Raw genomic sequence first — 17,287 nt, 5'->3', positions numbered from 1 at the left:
GGCGGCCTTTCGCTTGTCTCGATCGGATCGATCAGCCGACGATTTCTTCGGGCTTGAAGAAATAGGCGATCTCGATCGCGGCGTTCTCGTCGCTGTCCGAACCGTGGACCGTGTTGGCCTCGATCGATTCGGCGAAGAGCTTGCGGATCGTGCCTTCGGCGGCGTCCTTGGGGTTGGTCGCGCCCATGATGTCACGGTTGGCCTGCATCGCGTTCTCGCCTTCGAGAACCTGGACCACGACCGGGCCCGAGATCATGAAGCTGACGAGCTCGCCGAAGAAGGGACGCTCCTTGTGGACGGCGTAGAAGCCCTCGGCCTGAGCCTGGCTCATGTGGATGCGCTTCGAGGCGACGACGCGCAGGCCGGCTTCCTCGAGCTTCGCGGTGACCGCACCGGTCAGGTTGCGGCGCGTGGCGTCGGGCTTGATGATCGAAAAGGTGCGGGTCACCGCCATGATAGGGTTCCTTGCGAGGTTTGTGTCTGTCGTTGGATGGCCGCGCCCCTAGCCGGGAAAGCGCGGCGGGGCAAGGTCGCTCAGACCTGCAGGCTGTCCCGCCAGCGGGAATCGACCCAGGCGAACAGTTCGCGCGCCGCGGCGAAGGCCGAATCGGCGTCGGGATGGAACTCCGAACGGTGGATCTTGCGCCAGTAGACCTTCTGCAGCCCCTCGAACTCGAGCGGCTCGATCCGCGCCAGCACGTTGAAGCCGATGCGCCCCGCCTCGTCGCGGACGAAGCTGATCACGCGGTCGCGATCGGGATGCATGAAATCCGTAGTGGACTCGCTCACGGGCCCTCGACCCATTTGCCGCCCTGCTGCTTCCAGAAGCGCCGGTCGATCCCGCCGCGCTTGCCGAGCATGACCCAGCATTCGCGCGCGGGCTGCAGGGTCTCGTCGTCGAAGATGTAGAAGGTCCGCTCGAACCCCGGATCGGCGTCCCGCCAGACGCCGTCGGCGATCGCCACGTATTTCGCGCCGTTGCCCGGAGCCATCGCGTCCGAGAGCAGGATCGGCTGGCGCGCATCGTGATCGCCGCCCGAGAAGCCGTGCGCGAGGAACGAGTCGGCAGCGCGCCCCCAGAGCTCGCGGCTGATAAAGCCGAGCTGGTCCTCGCGCGCAGAGACAACCAGCAGCCGCTCGCCCGCCTTCAGCGTGTTGCGCGCGATGAGCGGCAGCACGGCCTCGGCGGGATCACGACTGAGCTGGTAGAAATCTACGCGCATCAGAACCTTACGGCTTATTCTTCAAAATTGTCGCGAACCAGGCGATCGAGGATGCGGACGCCGAAACCGGTCGCACCCTTGTCCCAGGTCTGGCCCGGCTTGTCGGCCCAGACGGTGCCGGCGATGTCGAGGTGCGCCCAGGGGGTCTTGTTCTCGATGTAGCGCAGCAGGAACTGCGCCGCGGTGATCGAACCGCCGAAGCGCGTGCCCATGTTCTTCATGTCGGCGATCGGGCTGTCGATCATCTTGTCGTAGGTGGAGCCCATCGGGAAGCGCCAGAGCTTTTCGCCCGTCGCCTGGCCCGCCGCGGTCAGCTTGGCCGCCAGGTCGTCGTCGTTCGAGAACAGGCCCGCATATTCGTGGGCGAGCGAAGCGATGATCGCGCCGGTCAGGGTCGCGAGATCGATGATCGTCGTCGGCGCATATTCCTTCTGCACCCAGGTCAGCGCGTCGCAGAGCACGAGGCGGCCCTCGGCGTCGGTGTTGATCACCTCGATCGTCTGGCCCGACATCGAGGTGACGACGTCACCCGGACGCTGCGCCTTGCCGTCGGGCATGTTCTCGACGAGGCCGACCACGCCGATCACGTTGGCCGCGGCCTTGCGCAGCGCCAGCGCCAGCATCGTGCCCGCGACCGCGCCCGCGCCGCCCATGTCCCACTTCATGTCCTCCATGCCGGCACCGGGCTTGAGCGAGATGCCGCCGGTGTCGAAGGTCACGCCCTTGCCGACGAAGGCCAGCGGCTTGTCGCCGGCCTTGCCGCCGTTCCACTCGATCGCCAGCAGCCGCGCGGGCTTTTCCGAGCCCTGGGCCACGCCGAGCAGCGCGCCCATGCCGAGCGCCTTCATCTCGACCTCGTCGAGCACGCGCAAGGTCAGGCCGGTGCCGGCCAGGCGATCCTGGCAGCGCGCGACGAAGCTTTCGGGATAGATGACGTTGCCCGGCTCGGTGACGAGCTGGCGGGTGAACTCGATACCCTCGGCCAGGGCGCTCTCGCGCTCCCAGGCCCCAGCAGCGCCGTCGGGCGCGCCGGCGACCGCGATCTCCTTGAGCGAAGGCTTCTGCTCGTCGGTCAGCTTGGTGCGATAGGTGTCGTGACGCCAGGCGCGCAGCCGCGCGGCGAGCAGAACCGCCGCAACCTCGTCGGCCGAAAGCGCCGTGCCCGACAGGTCGAAGGTCAGCGAAGGCTCGCCCGAAGTGAGGAAGCGCGCAACAAGTCCGGCGCCCGCGCGTTCGAGCGCGGAGATACGATCATCGGCATCGGGGCTGCCGATCCCGGCGAGCACGACGCGCACCAGCTTGCCGCCGCGTTCGACGAAGCCCTCGAAGATCTGCCCGGCCTTGCCCGCAAAGCGGGTCGCGCGCGCACCTTCGGCCAGCACCGGCTCCAATTCGGCCGGGATCGCATCCTGATTGACGAGGCGGGCGATAAGGCGGGTGGACGGCGTGGCGGACGCATCAAGGAACTGGATCTGCATGAATTCTCCTCGGTTGATCCCAATCGGGACCAACCAGATGTCGGGATGGATTGCAGTTAAGCACCCGCGGTGCGATAGGCAAGTGATGCTCCCTGCCCCGCGGACCCAGTTGCAAGCCCGTGTCCTTCGCTTGCGCCCCTGGCATCTGCTGGCGATGGCAGCGGGCCTGGCCCTGCTCGCCGAGCCCGCCTGGGCCCAGGACGGACAGGCCGCGGTCTCCCCGCAAACGACGCCCGAACCGGCCGCTGCGAATGCCCCCGCCGCGCCGGTCGTCGAGGCTTCCGACGGGCCGATCGGCTTCGAGGCCGACGAGGTCGAATACAACGACAAGGCCGATACGGTCACCGCCAAAGGCGCGGTCGTGCTGCGGCGCGACGACCAGTCGGTGCGCGCCGACCAGGTCACCTGGGATCGCAACACCGGCAAGATCGTCGCCACGGGCAACATCCGCCTCATCGACGAGGACGGCAACCAGCTGTTCACCGACAGGGTCGAACTGACCGACGAGCTCAAGACCGGGGCGATGGAGAACCTGCTGATCGCGCTGCGCGAGGGCGGCCGCCTCGCCGCGCAGTCGGGCAAGCGCCTGCCCAACGGCGACGTCGTGCTGACCCACGCGTCCTATACGGCCTGCGAGGTCGAGGACACCGACGGTTGTCCCAAGCGGCCGACCTGGCGAATCACCGCCGCGCAGGTGGTCTATCAGGACGATCAGAAGAGCGTGCGCTTCAAGGGCGCGCGGCTCGAGATCTTCGGCATCCGACTGATGCCGCTGCCCGGCCTGCTCGTCGCGACCGACGGCCGCGCGATCTCGGGCCCGTTGATTCCCGACCTGCGCCTCTCGGCCTCGAACGGCGTCGAGATCAGCGAGGGCTATTACCTGCGGCTGTCCGACAGCAGCGACCTGACCGCCACCGGCTACGTCTACACCAAGGCGCCGCCGATGATCTCGGGGCAGTATCGCGCGCTGACGAGCAAGGGCTCGTACCAGATCACCGGCTATGCCACGAAGAGCGACCTGATCGCGGTTTCGGGGCAGCCGAGCAATGCCGCCGAGAGCAATTTCCGCGGCTATGTCTATGCCAACGGCCGCTTCCAGCTCTCGCCCGAATGGAGCGTGACGAGCTCGATCCGCCGCAGCACCGACCGCACCTTCCTGCGTCGCTACGACATCAGCCGCGACGACCGCCTGCGCTCGATGGTCGACGTCGAGCGGATCGCGCCGAATTCCTACCTGTCGATCGCCGGCTGGTCGACGCAGACCCTGCGCGTCAACGACGATCAGGGCCAGGTGCCGCTGGCACTGCCCGCGATCGACTATCGCCACCGCTTCACCGATCCGCTGGTCGGCGGGCGGCTCGAACTCCAGGTCAACAGCCTCGCGATCCTGCGCTCGAACGGCCAGGACACGCAGCGCGCCTTCGCCGGCGCGCGCTGGGACCTGACGCGGATCACCGGCCTCGGCCAGCAGATCACCCTGACGGGCCTGGTGCGCGGCGACGTCTACCATTCGGACGACAACACACTGACCTCGACCGTGATCTATCGCGGCCAGCCCGGCTGGCAGACGCGCGGCATCGCCACGGCCGCGGTCGACGTGAAATGGCCGCTGGTCGGCGCGGTGTTCGGCGGCACCCAGGTGCTGACGCCGCGCGTGCAGCTCGTCGCCACCCCCTCGATCCGCAACCTCGCCGTGCCGAACGAGGACGCGCGCGCGGTCGATCTCGAGGATTCGAACCTCTTCGCGCTCAACCGCTTCCCCGGCTACGACCGGGTCGAGGACGGCGTGCGCTTCACCTATGGCTTCGACTGGCAGTTCGAGGCGCCGCGCTGGAAGATCAAGACGACGATCGGCCAGTCCTATCGCCTGACCAACGAGCAGACCCTGCTGCCCGACGGCACCGGCCTGTCGAGCCGCACTTCGGACATCGTCGGCCGCACCGAGGTCTATTACCGCGGTTTCCTCAAGGTCACCCACCGCTTCCGCCTCGACAAGGACAGCTTCGCGATCCGCCGCAACGAGTTCGACGCGACGATCGGCGACAGCAAGACCTATGCCGAGGTCGGCTACGTTCGCCTCAACCGCAACATCCAGTCGATCGAGGATCTCCAGGACCGAGAGGAACTGCGCGTCGCCGGCCGCGTCGCCTTCAAGAAGTACTGGTCGCTGTTCGGCTCGGCCGTGGTCAACCTGACCGACCGCAACGAGGATCCGACCAACCTCTCCGACGGTTTCCAGCCGATCCGCACGCGCCTCGGCGTCGCCTACCAGGACGATTGCCTCGAACTCGCCTTCACTTGGCGGCGCGACTACGTCGCCACCGGCGACGCGCGCAAGGGCAACGTCTTCCAGGTCTATTTCGCGGTCAAGAACATCGGCGTCCGGTGATCCCGGCCACCGGCAAGCCACGCGGGGACGGCGCTCTGCCGGCGCTTGTCCCCTTCCCCCAAACACCCTATCCGGCTCACTCAGTTTTGGTTAAGCCGGACCGCGGCAAAGCGCCGGCCTAGGCCGCGCTCGCGGGATGGGATCAACGATACGGTGGATACGACTATTCGCACGACATTGAAGCACGGCTGGCTTGCCGCCCTCGGACTGACCGCGCTGGGCATGGCGATCGCCGCCCCTGCGCAGCAGATCGATCCTGCCGGTCCCAGCAATCCGGCGGGCGAGCCCTCCGACGCGCAGGGCACGATCTCGATCCCCGAAGGCGTGACCATCTTCGGCAAGAACGATCCCAACATGCGCCGTGCGACCGCGCTGGTGAACGGCGACATCATCACCGGCACCGACGTCGACCAGCGCCTGGCGCTGATCCTCGCGGCGAACGAGGGCAAGATCAGCGACGAGGAAAAGGAGCGCCTGCGCATGCAGGTGCTGCGCAACCTCATCGACGAGACCCTGCAGATCCAGGAAGCCAAGGCTTCCGACATCACGATCGACGAGGCCGAGGTCGACCAGACCTATGCGCGCGTCGCCCAGCAGAACTTCAACCAGAACATCACCGCGATGGACGCCTATCTCGCGCGCGTCGGCTCGTCGCCGGCCTCGCTCAAGCGCCAGATCCGCGGCGAACTGTCGTGGCAGCGCCTGCTGCGCCGCAACGTCCAGCCCTTCATCAACGTCTCCGAGGAGGAGGTGAAGGAAGTCATCGCGCGCCAGCAGCAGGACAAGGGCACCGAGGAATACCGGATCGGCGAGATCTATCTCGCGGCCGCGCCCGACGCCAAGCAGCAGGTCTACGAGAACGCCAAGCGTATCGTCGACCAGCTCAAGCAGGGCGGCTCCTTCGTTGCCTATGCGCGCCAGTATTCGCAGGCTTCGACCGCCGCCGTCGGTGGCGATCTCGGCTGGATCCGGCTCAGCCAGCTTCCCGGCGAACTCGCCGCCGCCTCGCGCGAACTGCAGCCCGGCCAGCTGGTCGGCCCGATCGAGGTGCCCGGCGGCTTCTCGATCGTCTACCTGATCGACAAGCGCCAGGTGCTGACCGCCGATCCGCGCGACGCGGTGCTCGCGCTCAAGCAGATCTCGATCAACTTCCCCGCGGGCACGACCCAGGCCGATGCCACCAAGAAGGCCGGCGAATTCGCGACCAAGATGAAGGAAGCCCGCGGTTGCGGCGCGGTCGACGACGTCGCGCGCGGGCTCGGCGCGCAGGTCGTCGCCAACGACCAGATCCGCGCGCGCGATCTGCCCGGGCCGCTGCAGGATGCGGTGCTGAGCATGGCCGTGGGCGAGACCTCGCCGCCGTTCGGCTCGATCCAGGACGGCGTGCGCGTGCTGATGCTCTGCGGCCGCGACGATCCGCAGACCAACAACGCGCTGAACTTCGACCAGGTCATGGCGCAGATGGAAGACGAGCGCGTCAACAAGCGCGCGCAGATGTATCTGCGCGACCTCCGCCGCGACGCGATCATCGACTACAACTGATGGTGCGCGGATGACCGCGCCGGCCCTGTTACCGCTGGCAGCATCGCTGGGTGACCCCGCCGGGGTCGGCCCCGAACTGTTCGTCGAGGCCTGGACCCGCCGCGCCGAGGAAGGGCTCGTGCCCTTCTTCGCGGTCGGTGGCGCCATGGTCCTCGCCGAGGCGGCGGCGATCCGCGGTATCGAAGCCCCGGTGGAGCGCATCACCGATCCGGCGCAGGCCGCGGAAGTCTTCGCGCGCGCCCTGCCCGTGCTCGACCTTCCCGGGACGAAGGGGGCCGACGGTTCCTACAAGCCCGGCCAGCCCGACCGCGCGGGCGCCGAACTCGCGCTCGCCTCGCTGACCGAAGCCGCGCGCCTCGCGGTCTCCGGTCAGGCCGGCGCGGTGGTCACCGGCCCGATCGCCAAGTCGCGCCTCGCCGAAGTGGGCTTCGACCATCCCGGCCAGACCGAGTTCGTCGCGGCGGCCAGCGGGGTGGCACCTCAGGACGCGGTGATGATGCTCGCGGGGCCGAATCTGCGGGCCGTGCCGCTGACCGTCCACATCGCGCTCGCCGAAGTTCCAGCCGCGCTCAGCGCCGCGCTGATCCAGCGGCGTTGCACCATCGTTGCGGCCGCAATGCGGCGCGATTTCGGGCTGTCAAATCCGCGCCTCGCGCTCGCCGCGCTGAACCCTCATGCCGGCGAGGACGGCCGTTTCGGCGATGAGGAAGCGCGGATCATCGCCCCCGCCGTGGCCGCACTCCAGGCCGCGGGTCTCGCCGTCACCGGCCCCCACCCGGCCGACGCGATGTTCGCTCCGCACGCCCGCGGCGACTATGACGTTGCCTTGTGCATGTACCACGATCAGGCCCTCATCCCCTTGAAAGCACTCGATTTCGATAACGGCGTCAACGTCACCCTGGGCCTGCCGATCATCCGCACCTCGCCCGACCACGGCACCGCCTTCGGCATCGCCGGCAAGCGCCTCGCCCACCCCGGCGCGACGATCGCGGCGCTGCGCATGGCCGGCGAATGCGCGGCCCGCCGGACCATGACGGCATGAGCCTGCCCGATCTCCCGCCGATCCGCGAGGTCATCGCGCGTCACGGCCTCCAGGCCAGCAAGGCGCTCGGCCAGAACTTCCTGCTCGACGAGCAGTTGCTCGACCGGATCGCCCGGATTCCCGGCAATCTCAAGGACAAGGCCGTGCTCGAGGTCGGCCCCGGCCCCGGCGGCCTGACCCGCGCCCTGCTCCGCGCCGGCGCGCGGGTGACCGCGATCGAGATGGATCGCCGCTGCCTGCCCGCGCTGGCCGAACTGGGCGATGCCTTTCCGGGCCAGTTGAAGGTGATCGAGGGCGACGCGATGAAGGTCGCGCCGGCCGATCTCTTTTCCGAGCCTTATCATATCGTTGCGAACCTTCCTTACAACGTGGGCACAGCTCTGTTTACGGGCTGGCTTTCGGGCGAAGCTTGGCCGCCGCAGTGGTCCTCGCTGACCCTGATGTTCCAGGAAGAGGTCGCCCGCCGCATCGTCGGTGTCCCGGGAACCTCCGAATACGGCCGCCTCGCCGTGCTCGCGCAGTGGCGCGCCCAGGCCAAGATCGCGATGAAGGTCCACCGCAGCGCCTTCACCCCGCCGCCCAAGGTCATGTCGGCGATCGTCCACGTCGTGCCCGGCGCGATGCCCGAGGGCGTTTCCGCCCGGGTTCTCGAACGGGTCACCGAAGCCGCCTTCGGACAACGGCGGAAAATGCTGCGCCAGAGCTTGAAAGGCCTGCCGGGGGCGCTAGAGGCGCTCGACCGCCTGGGGATCGATCCCCAGCGGCGCGCCGAGACCTTGAGCGTCACGGAATTCGTCAGCCTGGCTGGCGAATTGTAGAGTATCCCGGAACGCCCTCCCCCTGCATGCGTTCCGACAGACTTAGGAGATACCGGATGAAGCTGTTGCGTTGGACCCTGGCCGGGGCATCCGCCTACGTCATCTACAAGTATTCGATCGGCAAGAAGACCAAGGGCGAGGACGTTTTCGTCGCGCCCGAGGAAGGTGCCGCCGGCGAACTGTCGCCTGCGCGCGAGAGCGCGGCGCCGCCCAAGCGCGCCAAACCGCGCAAGAGCGCCAAGACCGCGGGCTGACCCGCCCGCTCAGGCGGTCGGCGCGCGACTGAAGCCGTCGACCGCCTCGAGCGCCGCTTCCGCGACCGAGACTCGCGCCACGCGCGAAGCCGGCGATCCCTGGTGCAGCCGGGCGATCAGATCCTCTACGGCCTCGGGCAGGCCGATGGCCAGCACCTCGACCGCGCCATCGCGGCGGTTGCCACCCAACCCGAAATACCGATCGCGCGCGCGGTCTCGACCGTCCAGTCGCGGAAGAACACGCCCTGGACCTTGCCTTCGATGCGGATAATGCGCGCGATCATGCTGCGATAGCGCCCCAAGGCCGCCGCGGGGTCCGCGTCCCCGCCGAAACGGGGACGCCGATCGCCTCAGGCCGCCGCGGCAGCCTTCTTCTTCTGACGCCAGGCGTGGAGCAGCGGCTCGGTATAGCCATTGGGCTGCTCGACGCCCTTGAACACGAGATCGCAGGCCGCCTGGAAGGCCAGGCTGGTCTCCCAGTTGCCCGCCATCGGCTCGTAGAGCGCATCGCTCGCGTTCTGCGCGTCGACCTTGGCGGCCATGCGCTGGAGCGAGTCCATAACCTGCTCCTTGGTGCAGACGCCGTGGAGCAGCCAGTTGGCCATATGCTGGCTCGAGATGCGCAGGGTCGCACGGTCTTCCATCAGGCCGACGTCGTTGATGTCGGGCACCTTCGAGCAGCCGACGCCCTGGTCGATCCAGCGCACGACGTAGCCGAGCAGGCCCTGCGCATTGTTGTCGAGCTCCTCGCGGATCTCCTGCTCGGACCAGTTGGTGCCCTGGGCGAGCGGGATCGTCAGCAGGTCGTCGAGCCCCGGGACGGGCTGGCCGGCGAGTTCCTTCTGGACGTCGAACACGTCGATGTCGTGGTAGTGCATGGCGTGGAGCGTCGCCGCAGTCGGCGAAGGCACCCAGGCGGTGTTGGCGCCGGCCTTGGGGTGGACGGTCTTCTCGGCCATCATCGCGCCCATGCGGTCGGGCGCGGCCCACATGCCCTTGCCGATTTGAGCCCGACCCGAAAGACCATGCTTCAAACCAATGGCAACGTTACGCTTTTCGTAGCAGCCAATCCACTTCGAGCCCTTGATGTCGTTCTTGCGGATCATCGGACCTGCGCGCATCGAGGTGTGGATTTCGTCGCCGGTGCGATCGAGGAAGCCGGTATTGATGAAGACGATGCGGTCCTTCACCGCGTGGATGCAGGCGCCGAGATTGACGCTGGTGCGGCGCTCCTCGTCCATGACACCGACCTTGACGGTGTGGCGCGGCAGTTCGAGCAGATCCTCAACAGCATCGAACAAGCTGTTGGTGAAACCGCACTCCTCAGGGCCATGCATCTTCGGCTTGACGATGTAGATCGAGCCGGTGCGGCTGTTGCCGAACTGGCCGAGACCCTTGACGTCCTGGGTCGAGATGGCGCTGGTGATCACCGCGTCCATGATTCCCTCGGGGATCTCACTGCCGTCGGCGAGCAGGATCGCCGGGTTGGTCATCAGATGGCCGACGTTGCGCACGAACAGCATGCTGCGGCCGGGCAGAGCGAACTGGCCCTCGGCGCCGGTCCATTCGCGGTTCGGCTCGAGCGCGCGGGTCAGGCTCTTGCCGCCCTTCTCGAAAGTGTCGGTCAGGTCGCCGCGGATCACGCCGAGCCAGTTGCGATAGGCCGCCAGCTTGTCCTCGGCGTCGACCGCCGCGACCGAATCCTCGAGGTCGACGATCGTCGTCAGCGCCGATTCGAGCACGATGTCGGCGATGCCGGCGACGTCGGTCGCGCCGACCGAGTGCGAGCGATCGAGCACGAGCTCGATATGCAGGCCGTTGTGCTGGAGCAGCAGGCCACCATCCTTACGGCCAACCAGCTGGCTGGCGTGGGCCAGCGGCGGATCGCCGGCGCCGTCCCAGTTCGACCAGGAGCCCGAAGCCAGCGGCACGGCGCGATCGAGGAAGGCGCGGCCGGCGCGGATCACCGCGGCGCCGCGTTCGGCGTCATAGCCTCCGGGCTTGGCCGCGGGGGCGTCGAGTGCGTCGGTGCCGTAATAGGCGTCGTAGAGGCTGCCCCAGCGCGCATTGGCGGCGTTGAGCAGGAAGCGCGCGTTGAGCACGGGGACGACGAGCTGCGGACCGGCGAGGACCGCGATCTCGTCATCGACGTTCTGCGTGGTGACGGTGAAAGCCTCGGGCTCGGGCACGAGGTAGCCGATCTCGGCCAGGAACGCGCGGTATTCGGCGGCGTCGAGCGGCTTGCCCGCGCGCGCGGTGTGCCAGGCGTCGATCTGCGCCTGGAGATCGTCACGCTTGGCGAGCAGCGCGCGGTTCTTCGGTGCGAACTCTGCGAGCAGCGCGGCGAAGCCCTGCCAGAAGGCGTCGGCCGGCTTGCCGATCGGTGCGAGCACCTCCCCCTCGATGAACTGCGCCAGCTTCGCGTCGACCTGAAGCCCCGCGCGATCGATCCTGTCCGTCATTTGCCTCACTCACCATGCTTGGGCCGCTGCCGCTGGCTCGCGGGGCGACCGGGAATCTGCCGAAATCCCTGGGGAAGGAACGCCGGGCCTATGGCCCATGCCCGCAGGCTTGGCAACCTGACCAAAATGGCCGGCGCTCCCCCGCCCCAGCGTCGGGCGAATTTACAGTTAGCGCGGGGTTAACCACGCTCTTGCGCGGATTTCGGCCTCTGGCATGGTGATTGCTACTGGAGCCCGCGAAGGGAATACGATGTTTAACAAGATCGGCAGGCTGTTCGTGATCAAGACGCGCGTCGAGGCGTTCCTGATCATCTATGCCTTGGCGCTGGGCGCGACCGAACGTGGCTCGGCCTATCTCGAGCAGTTCCCCGGCTGGGGCGGCAAGCTGCTGTTCCTCGCCTGCACCGTCGCGGTGTTCATGGCCGGCGGCAAGATCCTCGACTGCCTGAAGTTCGAACAGGCGCGCGACGCCGCCGCGGCTGAGAAGACGGCCGCCTAGTCGCCCGTCGCGACGAACAGACCCTTGGCGCGGTCCTTGACCACGCGATCGGCGCGGAACACCGAACCGCTCATCGCGATGTAGACCCCCGGCTCGGCGCACTGGACCGCGGCGAAGGCCATGCCGAGGTTGAAGCTCGCATCGCTCTCGCTGAACCGCGCCGGCGCCAGCGCCCCGACCAGCACGATCACCTTGTGCGGAATGTCGGCCAGGACCTTGGCGGTCTCGGTCATCGTGTCGGTGCCGTGGGTGATGATGACATGGGCCTCGCGCGCCGCCGCGATCCGCTCGTGGATCGCGGTGCGATCGGCCTCGGTCAGTTCGAGGCTGTCCTTGCGCGTGATTTCCTCGACGCGGAACGGCCGGCGCACACGCCCGATCTCGAGCAGCCGCGCGACCACGCTCTCGCCGACCTGGTAGTCGGACAGCGCGTCGAAGTAGATCTTGTCGATGGTCCCACCGGTGGTGAGCAGCAGGATGGGCGTTTCGGTCGGCAACATGCCGAAGCCCATAGCACGAATCGCGAGGAAGTGGGGTGGTTCTGTTGCCCGGCCCACCCCAGGCCGCTGGAATCCGTTCTGTTACCCGGTCGGTCCAACCGTGTTCTAACTTTGTAACTTCAGGGCGTTAGCCCCTAGAATTACGCCGCGAGAGCAAGTGCTTCGTTGTCGTTGGCACTTATGAGTTTTGAGCCTTGAACGGGTTACTCAGCCCGGGTGAAAACACCGCTTTTCAACACACGTCGATCCTAGTTCGGCCCCGTCATTATCCCTGCGACAACAGGGCTCCTGCCTCCGGGAAGACCCGGTTCAGGATGATAATGGTGGAGCCGCCGGGTACCGCCCCCGGGTCCGCTGTGCCTATTGCACGCCGCAATTTATCACCATAGCCGGTCGAAACCGGCGAGGTCCTATATAGGTGGTCCTGGCTTAATGTGAAGTGAGTGGTTTCGCGATCAGGGCCGCTTCTTCAATTCGTCGCGGATTTCCTTGAGGATATCCACCTCGCTCGGCCCCGCCGGCGCGGCTTCGGCTTCCTTCTTGGCGACGACGCGGTTCACGCCCTTGACCAGCAGGAAAATGATCCAGGCGACGATCAGGAAGTTGACGAGCTGGGTGATGAAATCGCCGTGGCCGATCATCGGCACGCCCGCGGCCTTGAGCGCGGCATAGTCGGTCAGCGAGCCCTTGTAGTCGGCGGGCGGCGTGCCGAGCGCGACGAAATAGTTGGTGAAGTCGACGCCGCCGGTGATCCAGCCGACCACGGGCATGATCACGCTTTCGGTCAGCGAGGTCACGATCTTGCCGAAGGCCGCGCCGATGATGACGCCGACGGCCAGGTCCATGACGTTACCACGCGCGATGAACGCCTTGAATTCGTTGAGCATAGTCACTCCTCCTCTTGCCCCCTGGAGGCTGCCACGGAAGCTTTGCGGTCACAAGCGCACGCAGCGCTTGAACCCCCGGCAATCGGCTCTACATTCGCCGCCGATGCCCGGCAGTCCGCCGCGGCGCCTTGGGAGCTGCCCCAGCATGACCGCTTCGCCTATCGCCCGTTATGGCTTCGCCGCCGTTGCCGCCGTCAGCCTCTCGGCCTGCGGCATCAACTCGGTGCCGACCGCGCAGGAGAACGCCAAGGCCAAGTGGGCCGACGTCCAGGCCGCGTTCCAGGAGCGCGCGAACCTGGTCCCCAACCTTGCCGCCGTGGCCAAGGGCGCGGCCGACCAGGAGAAGGGCATCCTCACGGGCGTGGTCGAAGCGCGCGCCAAGGCGACCTCGATCCAGCTCAATGCCAACGACCTGACCGATCCGGCGAAAATGGCGCAATTCCAAGCAGCTCAAAACCAACTTTCGAGCTCGCTCGCAGGTTTTGGCCGGCTGCTCGCCAATGTCGAGGCCTATCCCGAGCTCAAGTCGATCACCAATTACCAGATGCTGCAGAGCCAGCTCGAGGGCCAGGAGAACCGCATCCGCGTGGCGATCCGCGACTACAACGGCGCGGTTCAGGACTATAACACGCGCGTGCGCACCTTCCCCGAGATGATCGGCGCGAAGATCCGCGGGGCCGAGGTCATGGTGCCCTACCAAGCCGCGACGCCGGGCGCCGAAGTCGCACCGAGCCTCGAAGGGAAGCTCTGAGGTAGGATCGACACGATGGTCGCCCTGACGATCCTCCCCCGGCGGGGGAGGATCGGTGCTACGTGCAGCCGCGTTGGGTGTCGCGCTACTTCTATCTACCCCCGCATGGGCCGCCCCCACGTTCCCGCCGCTCAGCGGGCGCGTGGTGGACGCGGCGAACGTCATTCCGCCCGATGTCGAGGCGCGGATCGACCAGAAGCTCGCCGCGCTCGAGACGCAGTCGCGGCGCCAGCTGGTGGTGGCCACCCTGCCCAGCCTCCAGGGCTACGACATCGCCGACTACGGCTATCAGCTCGGCCGCGCCTGGGGGATCGGCGCCAAGGACAAGAACGACGGCGCGCTGCTGATCGTCGCGCCGAATGAGCGCAAGCTGCGGATCGAGGTCGGCTATGGCCTCGAAGGCACGCTGACCGACGGGCTCTCGTCGCTGATCATCAACCAGGCGATCGTCCCCAAGTTCAAGGCCGGCGACATGCCCGGCGGGATCGAGGCCGGGGTCGACGCGATCGTCACCCAGCTGACCCTGCCGCCCGAGGAGGCCGCCAAGGTCGCGGCCCAAGCGCAGAAGGCGCCGCAACAGGACGAAGCGGTCGAGTGGGGCCATTTCGTGGTCTTCGGGCTGATCTTCTTCTTTTTCTTCGTCCTGCCGCTGCTGCGCGGCAAGCGCGGACGCCGCTATCGCAGCGGCGGCTTCGTGCCCGTGATCTGGGACTCGGGTTCGAGCTGGGGCGGCGGTGGCGGCGGCTTTGGTGGTGGCGGCGGGTTCTCGGGCGGCGGCGGCAGCTTCGGCGGCGGCGGCTCGTCGGGTTCGTGGTAGGAGGCAGCACATGGCCGATCTCTCCCCGATGACCGAGGCCGACCGCGAGCGGGTCGGCGCCGCCGTGGCCGCGGCCGAGAGCCATTCCGCCGGCGAGATCGTCACGATCCTCGCCGAGCGCTCGGACGACTACGGCGACGTCGCGCTGGTCTGGTCGGCGGCGGTCGGCCTTCTCGCGCTGCTGGCGCTCGTTGCCCTGCCCGACTTCTACCTCGGCCTCTACGCGCGGCTGACCGGCGCCTGGGTCCACGAATGGAGCCCGCGCGAGGTCTTCGCCGTGGCCGCGCTGGTCGTCGCGCTCAAGTTCGCCGGGACCTGGCTGATCCTGCTGTGGCGGCCGCTGCGCCTGGCGCTGACGCCCGCAGCGATCCGCAACCGCCGCGTCCGCGCGCGGGCGATCACCTGCTTCAAGGTCGGCGCCGAACGCCGCACCCACGGCCGCACGGGCATCCTCGTCTACCTGTCGCTGGCCGAGCACCGCGCCGAGATCGTCGCCGACGAGGCGATCGCCGCGAAGGTCCCGGCCGAGACCTGGGGCGATGCCATGGCCGCGATGCTCGCCGAGCTCAAGCGCGACCACCTCGCCGACGGCCTGATCGCCGCGGTGACGCAGGTCGGCCAGGTGCTCGCACAACATTTCCCACGCGCCGAAGACGACCGCAACGAACTCCCTGACAGGCTGATCGAAGTATGACCGACCATCACGACCGCAACGAACCCGACGAAGTGATGTGGCAGGGCCGCTTCATCACAGCGCGCAAGAAGGGCAAGTGGGAATATGTCAGCCGCGCGCGCGGCATCCGCGCCGCGGTGATCCTGGCGATCGACGAGGACGATGAGGGCGAGGAATACGTGATCCTCGTCGAGCAGTTCCGCGTGCCGCTGGGCCGCCCCTGCATCGAACTGCCCGCCGGCCTGATCGGCGATCACGACGAACACGCGAGCGAGCCCGACGAGGTCGCCGCCGCGCGCGAGCTCGAGGAGGAAACCGGCTACCACGCCGAGCGCATGGAAGAGATCGGCCAGTTCTATTCGTCGCCGGGCATGGTCAGCGAGAGCTTCACCCTGTTCCGCGCGCACGGCCTGACCCAGGTGAGCGATGGCGGCGGGGTCGAGGGCGAGGACATCACCGTCCACCGCATCAACCTCGACCGCATCGACCGCGCCCTCGCCGAATGGCGCGCCCAGGGCCGCGCGATCGACGTGCGGTTGCTGACGCTGCTGGGGCCTGGGTTGTTGGGGCGGTAGCACCAGGGCCTTCGACAAGCTCAGGCCGAGCGGATGTGGTGTAAATTCACCCAAACCGCTCATGCTGAGCTTGTCGAAGCATCAGGCGCGACAGGTGATCACAGCGTCGTGAAAATCGCGCCGAAGTCCTTGCCGCCGTTGCCGGCTTCGTTGAACGCCTCATAGATCTTCGTCGCGTGCTCGCCCAGCGGCACCGAGGCACCGGCGGTGGCCGCGCCGGCCATGGCCAAGCGCAGGTCCTTGAGCATCAGCGCCGAGGCAAAGCCGCCCTGGTAATCGTTGTCGGCCGGGCTCGCCGCGCCGACGCCGGGGGCGGGCGTGTAGTCGTTGAGCGACCAGTTGTAGCCGGTCGACTTCGAGCTGATCTCGTAGAACTTCTGCATCGACAGGCCGGCCTTCTCGGCCAGGGCCAGCGCCTCGCAGGTGCCGATCATGTGGATCGCCAGCAGCATGTTGTTGCACATCTTGGCGACCTGGCCCGCGCCGAGCTCGCCCGCGTGGATCACCGCCTTGGCCATCGGCTCGAGCACCGTCTGCGCGCGGGCGAAAGCCTCTTCGCTGCCGCCGACCATGAAGGTCAGAGTGCCGCCGTTGGCCGCGGCGATGCCGCCCGAGACCGGTGCGTCGACCATCTCGTAGCCCGCCGCCTTGGCCGCCTCGCCGACTTCGCGCGCGGTGGCGAGGTCGATGGTCGAGCAGTCGAGGAACAGCGCGCCCGCGGGCGCCTGGCCGAGCACGTCGGCCTCGTAGACGCTCTTCACGATGCCGCCGTTGGGCAGCATCGAAACCACCGCGTCGACGCCCTGCACCGCCTCGCGCACCGTGGTGAACACCGCGCAGCCGTTGCCCTTGGCCTTGTCGAGCGCTTCGGCGGAAAGGTCGAAGGCCTGAACCGCGTGGCCCGCCTTGACGAGGTTCGCGGCCATGCCGCCGCCCATGTTGCCGAGGCCGATGAAAGCGATCTTCATGTCAAACGTCTCCTGTCGCGGCCAGCCATTCGCGCCCCTGATCGGTCAGCACGAAGCTCGGCTCGAAATGTCCGGTCGGCTCGAAGGCGAGAATGCCGTCGCGTTCGAGCCGGCCGATGATCGCCCGGTCGAGCCAGACGCGGTCCTTGTGCAGCCGCAGCCCGCCCGCGGGCAGCGCACGGCCTCCGGTGATGCGCAGCCAGGTGCGCAGCCAGGCCAGGCTGGCCAACGTCTCGACGGCATCGATCGCGTCGGGATCGCCGTGCCACCAGGCCAGCTTCTGGCTGCCGGGGCGCTTCTGCTTCTCGATATGGAGGCCCGCCGGGGTCGGTAGATCGACCCGCGCGAACTCCTCGTCGAGCATCGCCAGGGCCTCTCCCTTGTGCGGAAAGACCGGCGGCGTCGCCAT

General features: G+C 67.7%; 19 protein-coding genes, 1 other RNA gene and 1 pseudogene. 10 read left to right on the top strand and 11 right to left on the bottom strand.

Going from position 1 to position 17,287, the window contains the following annotated elements; all coding sequences use genetic code 11:
- Positions 1 to 31: 31 nt before the first annotated feature.
- The 4 genes from ndk to OLX23_RS17960 form a co-directional block, all read right to left on the bottom strand.
- Positions 32 to 454 carry a nucleoside-diphosphate kinase gene (gene ndk, locus OLX23_RS17975; protein WP_264446411.1) on the bottom strand — a complete coding sequence of 141 codons (423 nt, stop codon included), beginning with the start codon at positions 452 to 454 and terminating at the stop codon, positions 32 to 34.
- Positions 455 to 534: 80 nt separating this feature from the next.
- The gene (locus OLX23_RS17970) at positions 535 to 789 is read right to left on the bottom strand and encodes a hypothetical protein (protein ID WP_264446410.1); all 255 of its coding nucleotides are present in this window, start codon (positions 787 to 789) and stop codon (positions 535 to 537) included.
- On the bottom strand, positions 786 to 1,223 hold the full coding sequence (locus tag OLX23_RS17965) for a DNA polymerase III subunit chi (RefSeq protein ID WP_264446409.1): 438 nt from the start codon (positions 1,221 to 1,223) through the stop codon (positions 786 to 788). Before OLX23_RS17965 ends, OLX23_RS17970 begins: the two co-directional genes overlap by 4 nt.
- Positions 1,224 to 1,237: 14 nt before the next feature.
- The gene (locus tag OLX23_RS17960) at positions 1,238 to 2,701 is read right to left on the bottom strand and encodes a leucyl aminopeptidase (protein WP_264446408.1); all 1,464 of its coding nucleotides are present in this window, start codon (positions 2,699 to 2,701) and stop codon (positions 1,238 to 1,240) included.
- Positions 2,702 to 2,786: 85 nt separating this feature from the next.
- Here OLX23_RS17960 and OLX23_RS17955 point away from each other — a divergent pair, with 85 nt between their 5' ends.
- The 5 genes from OLX23_RS17955 to OLX23_RS17935 all read left to right on the top strand — a co-directional run bounded on the left by OLX23_RS17955 (position 2,787) and on the right by OLX23_RS17935 (position 8,746).
- The gene (locus OLX23_RS17955; RefSeq protein WP_264446772.1) at positions 2,787 to 5,090 is read left to right on the top strand and encodes an LPS-assembly protein LptD; all 2,304 of its coding nucleotides are present in this window, start codon (positions 2,787 to 2,789) and stop codon (positions 5,088 to 5,090) included.
- Positions 5,091 to 5,312: 222 nt separating this feature from the next.
- Entirely contained in the window at positions 5,313 to 6,632 is a 1,320-nt protein-coding gene (locus OLX23_RS17950; RefSeq protein ID WP_264446771.1) for a peptidylprolyl isomerase, read from the top strand.
- 10 nt (positions 6,633 to 6,642) lie between these two features.
- A complete protein-coding gene (pdxA, locus tag OLX23_RS17945) occupies positions 6,643 to 7,674 on the top strand; it encodes a 4-hydroxythreonine-4-phosphate dehydrogenase PdxA (RefSeq protein WP_264446407.1) in 1,032 nt (343 codons plus the stop codon).
- 2 nt (positions 7,675 to 7,676) lie between these two features.
- Positions 7,677 to 8,492 carry a 16S rRNA (adenine(1518)-N(6)/adenine(1519)-N(6))-dimethyltransferase RsmA gene (gene rsmA / locus OLX23_RS17940; protein ID WP_264446770.1) on the top strand — a complete coding sequence of 272 codons (816 nt, stop codon included), beginning with the start codon at positions 7,677 to 7,679 and terminating at the stop codon, positions 8,490 to 8,492.
- Between the two features lie 56 nt (positions 8,493 to 8,548).
- Entirely contained in the window at positions 8,549 to 8,746 is a 198-nt protein-coding gene (locus tag OLX23_RS17935; protein ID WP_264446406.1) for a hypothetical protein, read from the top strand.
- A gap of 9 nt (positions 8,747 to 8,755) precedes the next feature.
- Here OLX23_RS17935 and OLX23_RS17930 read toward each other — a convergent pair.
- A pseudogene (locus tag OLX23_RS17930) lies at positions 8,756 to 9,030 on the bottom strand (acylphosphatase).
- Positions 9,031 to 9,096: 66 nt separating this feature from the next.
- Positions 9,097 to 11,208 (bottom strand): malate synthase G, encoded by a 2,112-nt coding sequence (locus OLX23_RS17925; protein WP_264446405.1) that lies wholly within the window; start codon positions 11,206 to 11,208, stop codon positions 9,097 to 9,099.
- A 250-nt stretch (positions 11,209 to 11,458) separates the two neighbouring features.
- On the opposite strand from OLX23_RS17925, the gene OLX23_RS17920 reads away from it, so the two are divergent.
- On the top strand, positions 11,459 to 11,707 hold the full coding sequence (locus tag OLX23_RS17920) for a hypothetical protein (protein WP_264446404.1): 249 nt from the start codon (positions 11,459 to 11,461) through the stop codon (positions 11,705 to 11,707).
- Here the strand turns inward: OLX23_RS17920 and OLX23_RS17915 are convergent.
- From OLX23_RS17915 to mscL, 3 genes are all read right to left on the bottom strand, one after another.
- Complete coding sequence (locus tag OLX23_RS17915) at positions 11,704 to 12,207, bottom strand: asparaginase (protein WP_264446403.1); 504 nt, start codon at positions 12,205 to 12,207, stop codon at positions 11,704 to 11,706. The two genes, OLX23_RS17920 and OLX23_RS17915, sit on opposite strands and share 4 nt — an antisense overlap.
- Positions 12,208 to 12,236: 29 nt before the next feature.
- Positions 12,237 to 12,650: a transfer-messenger RNA gene (gene ssrA, locus OLX23_RS17910) on the bottom strand.
- Positions 12,651 to 12,662: 12 nt separating this feature from the next.
- Positions 12,663 to 13,094: a large conductance mechanosensitive channel protein MscL gene (mscL, locus tag OLX23_RS17905; protein WP_264446402.1), complete on the bottom strand. Its 432-nt coding sequence runs from the start codon at positions 13,092 to 13,094 to the stop codon at positions 12,663 to 12,665.
- Positions 13,095 to 13,239: 145 nt separating this feature from the next.
- Here mscL and OLX23_RS17900 point away from each other — a divergent pair, with 145 nt between their 5' ends.
- From OLX23_RS17900 to OLX23_RS17885, 4 genes are read left to right on the top strand one after another with little or no spacing between them, the layout of a single operon-like run.
- Positions 13,240 to 13,845, top strand: a complete 606-nt coding sequence (locus tag OLX23_RS17900) for a LemA family protein (protein ID WP_264446401.1) — start codon at positions 13,240 to 13,242, stop codon at positions 13,843 to 13,845.
- Positions 13,846 to 13,900: 55 nt separating this feature from the next.
- Positions 13,901 to 14,662, top strand: coding sequence for a TPM domain-containing protein (locus tag OLX23_RS17895; protein WP_264446400.1), 762 nt, complete (start codon positions 13,901 to 13,903; stop codon positions 14,660 to 14,662).
- A gap of 10 nt (positions 14,663 to 14,672) precedes the next feature.
- Positions 14,673 to 15,356, top strand: coding sequence for a TPM domain-containing protein (locus OLX23_RS17890; protein WP_264446399.1), 684 nt, complete (start codon positions 14,673 to 14,675; stop codon positions 15,354 to 15,356).
- Complete coding sequence (locus OLX23_RS17885; protein ID WP_264446398.1) at positions 15,353 to 15,910, top strand: NUDIX hydrolase; 558 nt, start codon at positions 15,353 to 15,355, stop codon at positions 15,908 to 15,910. The genes OLX23_RS17890 and OLX23_RS17885 overlap by 4 nt, the downstream gene beginning before the upstream one ends.
- A gap of 98 nt (positions 15,911 to 16,008) precedes the next feature.
- Here OLX23_RS17885 and mmsB read toward each other — a convergent pair whose 3' ends face one another.
- Positions 16,009 to 16,878: a 3-hydroxyisobutyrate dehydrogenase gene (gene mmsB / locus OLX23_RS17880; protein ID WP_264446397.1), complete on the bottom strand. Its 870-nt coding sequence runs from the start codon at positions 16,876 to 16,878 to the stop codon at positions 16,009 to 16,011.
- A gap of 1 nt (position 16,879) precedes the next feature.
- A complete protein-coding gene (locus OLX23_RS17875) occupies positions 16,880 to 17,287 on the bottom strand; it encodes a hypothetical protein (protein WP_264446396.1) in 408 nt (135 codons plus the stop codon).

It is taken from the genome of Novosphingobium sp. JCM 18896 (assembly GCF_025938095.1).
In the GTDB taxonomy this organism is placed as follows: Bacteria; Pseudomonadota; Alphaproteobacteria; order Sphingomonadales; family Sphingomonadaceae; genus Novosphingobium.
This window is presented reverse-complemented; position numbering and strand designations above follow the sequence as displayed.